Origin of the sequence: Haloferax prahovense DSM 18310 (genome assembly GCF_000336815.1) — an archaeon.
In the GTDB taxonomy this organism is placed as follows: Archaea; Halobacteriota; Halobacteria; order Halobacteriales; family Haloferacaceae; genus Haloferax; species Haloferax prahovense.
On the sequence record NZ_AOLG01000046.1, the window covers coordinates 63,331 to 75,120 of the forward strand.

The window sequence follows — 11,790 nt, forward strand, 5'->3', positions numbered from 1 at the left end:
CGTCTCCTCCGACTAACACGTCCGCGAAAGCGGCGCGAACCGGGAGAATCTAAAGGTCCATTAGCGTCCAGTTCTAGGAACCGGCAATGCGAATCTACGAACTCGGTGACGGCACGCCCGAAGTGTCTGTCGTCGGGTCGATCCACGGCGACGAACCGTGCGGCGCTCGCGCCATCGAGCGGTTCGTCGCGGAGGACCCCGACGTCGAGCGCCCGGTGAAGCTCATCGTCGCCAACGAGGAGGCGCTGGCGGCGGACGAGCGCTACCTCGACGAGGACCTCAACCGGGCGTTTCCGGGCGACCCCAACGCCGAGAGCCACGAGCGACGCCTCGCCCACGACCTCGGCCGCGAGGTCCGCGGCACCACCGCTTTCTCGCTTCACTCGACCCAGTCGTACGCCGAACCGTTCGCCATCGTGGACACGGTCGACGCCATCTCCCGGTCGATTCTCCCCCGGCTCCCGGTCGACGTGGCCGTCGAGACGAACCACTTCGCGGAGGGCCGACTCATCGAACACGCCCACACCATCGAGGTCGAAGCCGGCCTCCAGAAGTCCGACGAGGCGGCCGACAACGCCTACTGGCTCATCCGGGCGTTCCTCACCGCGACCAACGTTCTCCCCGCCCCCGCGGTTGCGAGCGACGGGAGCAGCGAGCTCGACGAGGAGTCCGAGTCGCAGACCGAAGACGACCGCCTGAAACTCGCGATTCCGGAGGAGAACAGCATCGACGTGTTCCGCCTGCTGGAACGGCTTCCCAAGCCGCCGGCGGACCAGTACGAGGTCCACGCGACCAACTTCGAACCCGTCGCCGCCGGCGAGACGTTCGCCCGCGCCGACGCCGAGCAGTTCGTCGCCGACCGGGACTTCTACCCCATTCTCCTCTCCGCGTACGGCTACGCGGACATCTTCGGCTACGCCGGCGACAAAGTCGGCACGCTCCCGTAGTCGGCAGACCGTCTCGTCTCTCCCGCGCTACGCGTCGTCCTCGCCGAGGATTCGAGCGGCCGCCTCGGCGACCGATTCGACCGCCGCCGGGTCGTCGCCGGGGCCGTCGTCGCCGACGTGGTACGCCTCCCACCCGGCGTCTCGCGCCCCGACAACGTCCTCGTCGTAGGTGTCGCCGACGTAGACGTAGTCGTCCGCCGGGAGGGCGGTCTCCGCGGCCTCGAAGACCCCCGAATCGGGCTTCCGCGAGGCGACCGCGGGGTCGTTCGAGACGACGACGGCGTCGACGACGCCCGCGAGGTCGTGGCGTTCGAGCTTCGCCCGCTGGACCGCCGGCGCGCCGTTCGTGAGAATCCCTGTCGGTCGACGGTCGGCGACGCGGACGAGCGCCTCGCGGGCCGACGCGGGGACCGTCGTGGCGGCGAGTTCGGCCTCCGCGTAGCGCGCCACGAGCGCCTCCGGGTCGCCGCCGATGTCGAACTCGTCGGTGATTGCCTCGAAGCCGACCGCGTAGGGGTCCACGGCGAGGTCCTCGAACGCGTCGAAGAAGACGGAGAGATACCGGTCGTAGGCACCGCCCGGAGCGTCCGGGACCGCGCGGTCGAAGATGGTCTCGAAGTCGGCGGTGTAGCGGAGGAGCGTCAGGTCGAGGTCGAAGAAGACGGCGGTCGTCATATCAGGGCCAGCGGCCGGGAACCACAAAAATCCCTACTCGTCGGCGGGTTCGAACTCGACGAGCGTCAGGTTTCGGTCGAGGTGGCAGTGGTCGTGCGGCGGGTCGCCGAGCACGTCGCTGATGCGGTACTCCTGGTCGAACTCGGCACCCTCGGGGACGCAGTACTCGTGGCTGGGGCACTCGGTGTGCGGACACGGGCCCTGCAGGCTGGCCTTGCTTCCGGCGTACGCCCCCTTCGAGGGGACGTTCGCCGTGACCGGTGCCGGTTCGACCTCGACGGCGCGGACGCCCTCGTCGTGGACGGCGCAGTCGAGGACCTGCGTGTTCTCGCGCACGCCGAGGACCCGGTAGCGGACGCCCTCGGTGAGGTTGAGGCACTGCTGGCGGTACGGACACCCCTCGCAGGCGCTCGATTCACCGTGGTAGACGAACTCGGTGCCGGGGTCGGTCAGGCGGGCACCGACAAGCGTGACGGAGGTCATAGCGGTGGTTCTCCTGCGAGGTGGTTAAGGCTCCCGCCCGGTCAGCTCGTCGAGCTTCTCGAAGTAGTCCTCCCGGGGGATTTGGTAGGCGCTCCGGTAGTCTATCTCGCCGTCTGAAAAGCGCCCGGCGATGTCGGTCGCGCCCTCGACGGCCGCCTCGCGGGAGTCGAACTCCTCGACGACGACCTCGATTTCCGGTTCGAGATAGAGCACCGCGTGCCACGTCTCGGTGCGTATCTGCGTCGCGCCCGGGCGGTTCGCCCGCGACCCGTTCCACACGAAGACGGTCGGCATGCACTCGGCGGGAAAGGCGCTCTCGTTGAACACGTCGGGGCGGAACGCGAGGATGCGCCGACCCTCGTGTTCGTCGTTCCAGAGGGTCCACCCGTCGGGCAGGTTGGTCATGGGTGTGCTAGTCCGCCGCGCGTCCTAAGCCTTCCCGCTTCCGCGCCGAAGGCCGGTCGTCTCGACCCGGCTCGAAGCGCGTGGTTCGGCCCTCGAACGCGACCCATCGGAGACGACATGAATCCCAGCCGACCCGATTAACGACACCGACAGTCGACTGAACCGCCGATTAAATCGATACACTTCGGCAGGTTGGAGGGTCACGAGACGTGGTACGTATCTGGATTGGTTGGCGTTCGAGACAATATGTTGACTACTTTCAGAGAAAGCGTTATATGTTAACGTCCCTCATTGATTGGTAGTCTCGGTCCCCGGGCCGAGCGAGCCGTCGCGCATCGTCCGCAAATTGCCGATTCTGTCGCCAGTCGCCGACCCGTCGTAAGCGCGCAGCGGCGGCGACGCACTTCGACCTACTGCCCGCGGTCTGCGCCGCGGGTCCGTGGTTCGCGGTGTGTCGTCTGCGACCCGCGAATGCGGGCGCGTCGCCCTCGGTCGTCTAACCGGACGGCTGGTCCGACGAGGCTCCACGAACAATGACCGGCGAAATTGAAACACTCGCAGACCTGAGCAAGCACTACAAAGACTCCGTGCCCGCGGACCTCCGCGAGGCGAAGAGCTTCGAGTGGTACTTGGAAGAGGTCTACGCTCACCCAAAGATCGCTCGCAACGCCCACCAGCGCGTGGCGGACATGTTCGACTTCTACGGCACCCGTTACGACGAGGACGCGGGCGTCGTGGAGTACCTCATGGCCTCCGAAGACCCCCTTCACGACGGTGAAAACGTCTTCTACGGCCGCGAAGTCCACGAGTCGATTCACGAGTTCGTCAACAAGGTGAAATCGGGGGCCCGCGGCCTCGGCCCCGAAAAACGCATCAAACTCCTCTTGGGTCCCGTCGGCTCCGGGAAGTCCCACTTCGACTGGATTTCCCGGCGCTACTTCGAGGATTACACGATGTCCGACGAGGGGCGGATGTACACCTTCCGGTGGACGAACCTCGGCGACGTCATCCGCGACCAGGACCCCTCCGACGACGTGGTCCAGTCACCGATGAACCAGGACCCGCTCGTGTTGCTCCCGCAGGAACAGCGCGACGTGGTCATCGAGCAGTTGAACGAGAACCTCGACGCGCCGTACACCATCCGGAACGACCAGGCGCTGGACCCCGCCTCGGAGTTCTACATGGACCGGCTGCTCGCCCACTACGACGACGACCTAGAGGAGGTCGTGGCGAACCACATCGAGGTTATCCGACTCGTCGCCTCCGAGAACAAACGGCAGTGCATCGAGACGTTCGAGCCGAAGGACAAGAAGAACCAAGACGAGACCGAACTCACCGGCGACGTCAACTACTCGAAACTCGCGGTGTACGGCGAGTCCGACCCGCGGGCGTTCGACTACGCCGGCGCGTTCTGTAACGCGAATCGCGGCATCTTCTCCGGCGAGGAACTGCTGAAGCTCCAGCGCGAGTTCCTCTACGACTTCCTGCACGCCTCGCAGGAACAGACCATCAAGCCGAAGAACAACCCCCGAATCGACATCGACCAGGTCATCGTCGGGCGGACGAACATGCCGGAGTACAGAGAGAAGAAGGGCGACGAGAAGATGGAGGCGTTCAACGACCGGACGAAGCGCATCGACTTCCCGTACGTCCTCGAGTACGAACAGGAGGCCGAAATCTACCGGAAGATGCTTCGGAACGCCGACGTGCCCGACATCCACGTCGAGCCGCACACCTTAGAGATGTCCGGGCTGTTCGGCGTTCTGACCCGCATCGTCGAACCCGACTCCGACACCATCTCGCTCGTCCAGAAGGCGAAGGCCTACAACGGCGAGTTGGACGACGGCGACGACGTAGACGTGCGAAAACTCCGCGAGGAGGGCGAGAAGAAAGCCGACATCGCCGAGGGGATGGACGGCGTCTCCGCCCGCTTCATCGGCGACGAAATCGCCGAGGCAATCATGGACGCGACCCACCGCGGCCGCGGTTACCTCTCGCCGCTGTCCTCGTTTACCCACCTCGAAGAGAACCTCGAGAACCACGGCTCGATTCCCGAGGAGAACCTCGAACGCTACCACCGCTACCTCGAGATGGTCCGCGAGGAGTACAAAGAGCGCGCCATCGAGGACGTGCGCCACGCCCTCGCCTACGACATCGACGAGATTCGCCGGCAGGGCGAGAAGTACATGGACCACGTCATGGCCTACATCGACGACGCGACGGTCGAAGACGAACTGACGGGCCGCGACCAGGAGCCCGACGAGAAGTTCCTCCGCGCGGTCGAAGAGAAGCTCAACATCCCCGAGGACCGCAAGGACGACTTCCGACAGGAGGTCTCCAACTGGGTCTCCCGGCGCGCCCGCGAGGGGACGTCGTTCAACCCGCAGGACAACGACCGCCTCCGCCGCGCCCTCGAACGCAAGCTCTGGGAGGACAAGAAGCACAACATCAACTTCTCGGCGCTCGTGAGCGCGAACGAGCTGGACGACGACGAACGCAACGCGTGGATAGACGCGCTCGTCGACCAGGGTTACTCGCGCGACGGCGCACGGGAGGTGCTCGAGTTCGCCGGTGCGGAGGTGGCGAAGACCGAACTCGAAGGGTGACCATGCGAGACTACATCCGCGAGGCGGACGAAGCGCTCCGCGGCACCTACGAGGAGCCGATGAGCCTCGGCGAGTACGTCGACGCCGCGTTCGAGTCCCCGTCTATCGCCTCCCACGCGTCGAAGTACCTCTTGGAAGCCATCGAGTCGATGGGGACCAGACAGGTGGTCGAACAGGGCGCGGAAAAACAGCGCTACCGCTTTTTCGACGACCCCGCCAACGACGGCGAGCACGCGGTCCTCGGCAACACGGAGGTGCTCAACGCTTTCGTGGACGACCTGCGGACCATCGCCGCCGACCGCGGCAAAGCCGAGAAAATCGTCTGGTTCGACGGCCCGACGGCCACGGGGAAATCCGAGTTGAAACGCTGTCTCATCAACGGGCTTCGGGAGTACTCGAAGACCGACGCGGGGCGACGCTACACCGTCGAGTGGAACGTCGCCAACGCCGACGACACCCGCGGGCTGTCCTACGGCGGCGAAGTCGACGCCGCCGACGAGGACTGGTACGAAAGTCCGGTCCAGTCGCACCCGCTTTCGGTGTTCCCCGCGGAGGTTCGCAAGCGGCTGCTCGCCGACCTCAACAGCAGGAACGGCGACCACATCCCCGTCGACGTCGACGAGGACCTCGACCCGTTCTGCTTGGAGGCGTACACCTTCCTCGAAGAGGAGTTCCGGAGAGCGGGCAAGCAGGACCTCTTCAGCGCCGTCACCGACCCGAAACACCTTCGGGTGAAAAACTACGTCGTCGACGTCGGCCGCGGCGTCGGCGTCCTCCACTCGGAGGACGACGGGTCGCCCAAGGAGCGACTGGTCGGGTCGTGGATGCCGAGCATGCTCCGCGAACTGAACTCCCGCGGCCGGAAGAACCCGCAGGCGTTCAGCTACGACGGCGTGCTGTCGCAGGGCAACGGCCTCCTCACCATCGTCGAGGACGCCACCCAGCACGCCGACCTGCTCCAGAAGCTCCTGAACGTCCCCGACGAGGGCCACGTCAAGCTGGACAAGGGAATCGGGATGGACATCGACACGCAACTCGTCATCATCTCGAACCCGGACCTCGACGCCGAACTCGACAAGTACGCCGACAGGAACGGCCGCGACCCGCTGAAGGCGCTCAAGCGCCGGCTCAACAAACACGAGTTCCGCTACCTGACGAACCTCTCGCTGGAGGCCGAGCTCATCCGCCGCGAGCTGACCAACGAGACGAGCGTCTGGACCGACGACCCCGAGGCGATGGCCGACCGCGTCGCCGAGGCCGTCTTGCTGGACGTCCGCGAGGGGCCGGGCGAGGTCCGTACGCGCGAACTCGCGCCCCACGCCGTCGAGGCCGCGGCGCTCTACAGCGTCGTGACCCGGCTCGACGGCGACGACGTGCCGCGCGACCCGGACATCGAGTTCGACCTCGTCGACAAGGCGCTGTTGTTCGACCGCGGCTACCTGCAGGTCGGCGACCAGCGCCGCGAGGTGTCGGCGTTCGAGTTCGTTGGCGACTCGGAGGGGACTCACGGGATTCCCGTGACGTTCACCCGGGACGTCATCGCCGACCTCCTGCACGACCGCGTCGACCGCAGACACCCCGACCTCGACGTGTCTTCGGTGGTGATGCCGACCGACGTGCTCGACGAGATGGTCGCCGAGCTGTCGGACGCGCCCGTGTTCTCGCGGGCGGAGTCCTCGGAGTACGAGGGCCGCATCGCCATGGTCAAAGAGTACATCTTCGACCAGCAGGAGGCGGACGTACTCGACGCGCTTCTCGCCGACAAGGGCGTCGAGCGCGAGACGGTCGAGGAGTACGTCGAACACGTCTACGCGTGGGCGTCCGACGGGCAGATAGAGACCGAGCGCGGGCCGGTCGACCCCGACCCGCTTCTCATGAAGCTGTTCGAGACCGAGCACCTCGGGCGCTTCTCGCCGAACGACTACGAGGGCAACGACCCCTCCGAGACGGTCGAAGACTTCCGCAACGAGAAGGTCATCACCGCGCTCAACCGCTACGCGTGGGAGAACCGCGACGAGGGCTTTACGGTCTCCGACGTGGACCTGACCGAGATTCCGGTCATCCGGACGGTGCTCGAAACCCACGACTGGGAGGACGTGCGCCGGCTGTTCTCTGACCTCGACCCCCGCCAGTGGGACGACCCACCGGCGAACACCGAGACGGCGCGCGTGAAAGCACGCACCATCGACGAGTTGGTCGACCGCGGTTACACCGCCGCGTCGGCCGAACTGACCAGCCGTGCCGTGATGAAGGAGGTGAGCCACACATGGGACTGAGAGACGACCTCGAACGATTCCGCGAAGTGGGCGAAGAGCGCCGCGAAGACCTCAAGGAGTTCATCTCCTACGGCGACCTCGGCGCGTCCGGCTCGAAAGACATCAAGATACCCATCAAGGTCGTGGACCTGCCGGAGTTCAAGTACGACCGCCTCGACATGGGCGGCGTCGGGCAGGGGAAAGGCGGCACGCCCGACGTGGGCCAACCGCTCGGCCAGCCCGAACCCGGTGACGGCGAGGGCGAAGACGGCGAACCCGGCGAGGAGGGGGCCGAACACGAGTACTACGAGATGGACCCCGAGCAGTTCGCCGAGGCGCTGGACGAGGAACTCGGCCTCGAACTCGAACCGAAGGGCAAGGAGGTCATCGAGGAGGTCGAAGGCGACTTCACCGACATCACCCGCAGCGGCCCCCACAGCACCCTCGACTTCGAGCGCCTGTTCAAGGAGGGCCTGAAGCGCAAGCTCGCGATGGACTTCGACGAGGAGTTCGTCCGCGAGGCGATGAAAGTCGACGGCACCTCGGCCCGCGAGGTGTTCCGGTGGTGCCGCGAGCACAACATCCTCGTCTCGATGGCGTGGATCGAAGACGAGTGGAGCCGCATCCCGGACGACGAACGCGGGACGTGGGCGTCCTTCGAGGAGATGGAGGAGAACGTCGAGCGGACGACGGCCATCCAGCGCATCCGCCGCGAGGGGCTCCGCGAGATTCCGTTCCGCCGCGAGGACGAGCGCTACCGCCACCCCGAAGTCATCGAGAAGAAGCAGTCGAACGTCGTGGTCGTCAACATCCGCGACGTGTCGGGGTCGATGCGGGAGACGAAGCGCGAACTCGTCGAACGCACGTTCACCCCGCTGGACTGGTACCTCACGGGCAAGTACGACCACGCCGAGTTCGTCTACATCGCCCACGACGCGGAGGCGTGGGAGGTCGAACGCGACGAGTTCTTCGGCATCCGCTCGGGCGGCGGGACGCGCATCTCGTCGGCCTACGAGCTGGCGAAGGAGGTGCTGGACGAGCGCTACCCGTGGCGCGAGTGGAACCGCTACGTCTTCGCCGCGGGCGACTCCGAGAACTCCTCGAACGACACCAAAGAGCGGGTCGTCCCGCTCATGCAGGAGATAGACGCGAACCTCCACGCCTACGTGGAGACCCAGCCCGGCGGGACCGCCATCAACGCCACGCACGCAGAAGAGGTCGAACGGAGCCTCGGCGAGCAGGGTAACGTCGTGGTCGCGTACGTCTCGGAGCCCGACGACGTCATCGACGCCATCTACACCATCCTCAGCACGGAGGCGACAGCAGAATGAGTTTCAGACGACACCGCAGAGACGCACAGCGCGAGGCCGCCAGACTCGACGAGCCCGTCCGGGAGGCCGGCGCGCTCGCGAAGAAGCTCGGACTCGACCCCTACCCGGTGAACTACTGGGTGGTCAACTACGACGAGATGAACCAGCTCATCGCCTACGGCGGCTTCCAAGAGCGGTATCCGCACTGGCGGTGGGGAATGACCTACGACCGCCAGCGGAAGACCGACCAGTTCGGCATGGGCAAGGCGTTCGAAATCGTCAACAACGACGACCCGGCGAACGCCTTCCTCCAGGAGTCGAACTCGCTGGCCGACCAGAAGGCCGTCATCACGCACGTCGAGGCGCACTCGGACTTCTTCAAGAACAACCAGTGGTTCGGGCTGTTCTCCGACGAGGGGCAGTTCGCCGCCGCGGCGATGCTCGAACGACACGCCCAGACCATCGAGCGGTACGTCCAGAACCCCGAAATCAGCCGGGACGACGTGGAGAAGTTCATCGACGCCGTCCTCTGTCTGGAAGACACCATCGACCAGCACCGGACCATCCGCGAGGCCGCCGCCGACGAGGACGGCCGCATCCCCGAGGACATCCGCGCGCAGTTGGACAGCCTCGACATCTCCGACGACGTGCGCCGCGAGGTGTTCGACGACGCGTGGCTCGAACAGGTCGAAGAGGCCGAACGCGAGGCCGCGAAGCTCACCGACCCCCGGAAGGACGTGCTCGCGTACGTCCGCGAACACGGGATGCGGTACGACGAGGAGACGGGCAAGGCCGAAGAGATGGAGCCGTGGCAGAAGGACGTCCTCGACATGCTCCGCGAGGAGGCGTACTACTTCGCCGCCCAGAAGATGACGAAGGTGATGAACGAAGGTTGGGCAGCCTACTGGGAGTCGCTCATGATGGGCGACGAGCGCTTCGCGGGCACGGACGAGTTCATCACCTACGCCGACCACCAGTCGCGCGTCCTCGGGTCGCCCGGGCTCAACCCCTATAAGCTCGGCAAGGAGCTGTGGGAGTACATCGAGAACTCGACGAACCGCGCGGAGGTCGCCGACAAACTCCTGCGCGTGAAGGGCGTCACGTGGCGCAACTTCCACGAGACGGTCGACTTCGACGAGGTGCAGACGCTCCTCCGGACGGACCCCGCTATCGACGGCGTCAGCGCCGACTCACTCGACGAACTGTCCGAACTCGGCCCCGACGACCCGAGAGTCGACCACGAGACCCTCGACAGGGCGCTGTCGGGCGACGAGTCGCTCGACCTCGAAGCGTACCCGTGGAAGCTCCTCACCTACGAGGGGCTCGCGGAGCGACACTACTCGCTCGTCAAAGCGCAGAACCGCGGGTTCCTCAGCCGGATTCGGCGCTCCGAACTCGAACAGCTCTCGCGGTACATGTTCGACGACGAGGTGTACGACAGCGTCGAGGAGGCCGTCGCCGACGTGGACAAGACCGCCGGCTGGGACCGGATGCGCGAGATTCGCGAGAGCCACAACGACGTGACGTTCCTCGACGCGTTCCTCTCCGAGGAGTTCGTCCGCGCGAACCACTACTTCGCCTACGAGTACTCCCAGTCGTCCCGGCAGTTCCGCGTCTCCTCGTCGGAGTACCGGGACGTGAAAAAGAAGCTCCTGTTCCAGTTCACCAACTTCGGAAAGCCGACTATCGCGGTGTACGACGGCAACTTCGACAACCGCGGGGAACTCCTGTTGGGACACCAGTACAACGGCGTCATCCTCGACATGAAGCAGGCGAAGGGCGTCTTGGAGCGCGTCTATCACCTCTGGGGCCGCCCGGTGAACCTGATGACCATCACGAAGGAGTTCGACGAGCACGAGGTCGAAGTCGCCCGTCGACGGGGGCGCGAGCCGACGCCCGAAGAGCGGGCCATCCGCATCCGCTACGACGGCGAATCGTTCGACGAACACGACCTCGACCCCGAACTGGAGGCGCGTATCGCCGCCAGCGAGGTCGACTACGACACGAAGCCCGATGATTGGCTCTGAACGGGGCGATGGCCGAGCCTGACTCGCCGACCGTCTCCGGCGAGCAGGCGGACGGCTCGCTCGACGAGGCCGACATCCACGACGTGCTCAGAAACGAGCGGCGGCGGCTCGCGCTCGAACGACTGCGCGACGGGGACGGTCCGGAGTCGGTCGGCGACCTCGCGGAGCACATCGCCGAGATAGAGTCCGGCGAGTCGCCACCTCCCAAGAACGTCCGCCAGAGCGTCTACATCTCGCTTCACCAGACCCATCTGCCCAAGCTCGATTCGCTCCGAATCGTCGCGTACGACTCGCGGGCGAAGACCGTCTCGCTCGGGTCGAGCGCGGCGGAGCTCGACCACTACTTGGCGGACGGGGAGCCGACGCAAGCTCCCTTCGCGCTCCTGTCGCTCGCGACGTGTCTCGCCGGGCTCGCGCTCCTCTTCGCCGGCTGGATGGGCGTCCCCGTCATCGACCGCGTGGACCCGCGGCTCGTCGCCGGCCTCGCGCTCACCGTCGCCGCCGTCGCCGCCGGCGCGGAACTCGGCCTGCAGACGCGAAGCCGGACGTAGACCCGGAGACACGGCCGGGGGTCGCCCCAGAACCGCCGTTCGACTCAAGTCAGCCCCATCCTAAGCGCCGCCGACGATGTCCGAGTCAACTTCGCTCGCGTGGTTCCGCCGCGACCTCCGTCTGCACGACAACGAGGCGCTCGCGGCCGCCTGCGACGCCGACGGCGTCCTCCCGGTCTACTGTCTCGACCCCCGCGAGTACGGCGACCGGCCCTTCGGCGGGTCCGACTCCTTCGACTTCGACAAGACCGGCGCGCACCGCGCCCGCTTCCGCCTCGAATCGCTGTCCGACCTCCGGGCGTCGCTCCGTGACCGCGGGAGCGACCTCGTCGTCCGCGAGGGAACACCCGAGTCCGTCCTTCCGGAGTTGGCGGCGACCGTCGACGCCGACTTCGTGACGGTCCACACGCGTCCGACCCCCGAGGAGTCGAGCGTCGAGTCGGCGGTCGAGCGAGGACTTCGAGACGACGGCGTCGACCTCCGTCGCTTCTGGGGCTGTCTCTTATACACATCTCTGATGGCGCGAGGGAG

The 11,790-nt window shown here is 66.2% G+C and carries 10 protein-coding genes; 7 read left to right on the top strand and 3 right to left on the bottom strand.

Features of this window, described 5'->3' with window-relative positions:
* Positions 1-86: 86 nt before the first annotated feature.
* Positions 87-947 carry a succinylglutamate desuccinylase/aspartoacylase domain-containing protein gene (locus C457_RS11715; RefSeq protein ID WP_008094878.1) on the top strand — a complete coding sequence of 287 codons (861 nt, stop codon included), beginning with the start codon at positions 87-89 and terminating at the stop codon, positions 945-947.
* 27 nt (positions 948-974) lie between these two features.
* Here the strand turns inward: C457_RS11715 and C457_RS11720 are convergent, their stop codons facing one another.
* Genes C457_RS11720 through C457_RS11730 form a run of 3 tightly spaced genes read right to left on the bottom strand, consistent with a single transcriptional unit; the run spans position 975 to position 2,510 of the window.
* Entirely contained in the window at positions 975-1,622 is a 648-nt protein-coding gene (locus C457_RS11720; RefSeq protein ID WP_008094879.1) for an HAD family hydrolase, read from the bottom strand.
* Between the two features lie 33 nt (positions 1,623-1,655).
* Positions 1,656-2,105 carry a UPF0179 family protein gene (locus tag C457_RS11725; protein WP_004974429.1) on the bottom strand — a complete coding sequence of 150 codons (450 nt, stop codon included), beginning with the start codon at positions 2,103-2,105 and terminating at the stop codon, positions 1,656-1,658.
* Between the two features lie 24 nt (positions 2,106-2,129).
* Entirely contained in the window at positions 2,130-2,510 is a 381-nt protein-coding gene (locus tag C457_RS11730; RefSeq protein ID WP_008094880.1) for a DUF5820 family protein, read from the bottom strand.
* Between the two features lie 533 nt (positions 2,511-3,043).
* Between C457_RS11730 and C457_RS11735 the strand changes: the two genes are divergently transcribed.
* The 6 genes from C457_RS11735 to C457_RS11760 form a co-directional block, all read left to right on the top strand.
* Entirely contained in the window at positions 3,044-5,116 is a 2,073-nt protein-coding gene (locus tag C457_RS11735) for a PrkA family serine protein kinase (protein ID WP_008094882.1), read from the top strand.
* Positions 5,113-7,392 carry a kinase anchor protein gene (locus tag C457_RS11740; RefSeq protein WP_181950687.1) on the top strand — a complete coding sequence of 760 codons (2,280 nt, stop codon included), beginning with the start codon at positions 5,113-5,115 and terminating at the stop codon, positions 7,390-7,392. Before C457_RS11735 ends, C457_RS11740 begins: the two co-directional genes overlap by 4 nt.
* On the top strand, positions 7,383-8,702 hold the full coding sequence (locus C457_RS11745) for a YeaH/YhbH family protein (protein ID WP_008094885.1): 1,320 nt from the start codon (positions 7,383-7,385) through the stop codon (positions 8,700-8,702). Before C457_RS11740 ends, C457_RS11745 begins: the two co-directional genes overlap by 10 nt.
* The gene (locus C457_RS11750) at positions 8,699-10,708 is read left to right on the top strand and encodes a SpoVR family protein (protein WP_008094886.1); all 2,010 of its coding nucleotides are present in this window, start codon (positions 8,699-8,701) and stop codon (positions 10,706-10,708) included. The genes C457_RS11745 and C457_RS11750 overlap by 4 nt, the downstream gene beginning before the upstream one ends.
* Before the next feature lie 8 nt (positions 10,709-10,716).
* The gene (locus tag C457_RS11755) at positions 10,717-11,259 is read left to right on the top strand and encodes a DUF7344 domain-containing protein (protein ID WP_008094887.1); all 543 of its coding nucleotides are present in this window, start codon (positions 10,717-10,719) and stop codon (positions 11,257-11,259) included.
* 76 nt (positions 11,260-11,335) lie between these two features.
* Positions 11,336-11,790, top strand: a 455-nt coding sequence (locus C457_RS11760; protein WP_008094888.1) for a deoxyribodipyrimidine photo-lyase, incomplete at its 3' end; no start/stop codon positions are given.

Coding starts and splice junctions, on each gene's coding strand:
- C457_RS11745 (WP_008094885.1), top strand. CDS start 7,383: ATGGGACTGAGAGACGACCTCGAACGATTCCGCGAAGTGGGCGAAGAG.
- C457_RS11755 (WP_008094887.1), top strand. CDS start 10,717: ATGGCCGAGCCTGACTCGCCGACCGTCTCCGGCGAGCAGGCGGACGGC.
- C457_RS11750 (WP_008094886.1), top strand. CDS start 8,699: ATGAGTTTCAGACGACACCGCAGAGACGCACAGCGCGAGGCCGCCAGA.
- C457_RS11735 (WP_008094882.1), top strand. CDS start 3,044: ATGACCGGCGAAATTGAAACACTCGCAGACCTGAGCAAGCACTACAAA.
- C457_RS11720 (WP_008094879.1), bottom strand. CDS start 1,622: ATGACGACCGCCGTCTTCTTCGACCTCGACCTGACGCTCCTCCGCTAC.
- C457_RS11730 (WP_008094880.1), bottom strand. CDS start 2,510: ATGACCAACCTGCCCGACGGGTGGACCCTCTGGAACGACGAACACGAG.
- C457_RS11715 (WP_008094878.1), top strand. CDS start 87: ATGCGAATCTACGAACTCGGTGACGGCACGCCCGAAGTGTCTGTCGTC.
- C457_RS11725 (WP_004974429.1), bottom strand. CDS start 2,105: ATGACCTCCGTCACGCTTGTCGGTGCCCGCCTGACCGACCCCGGCACC.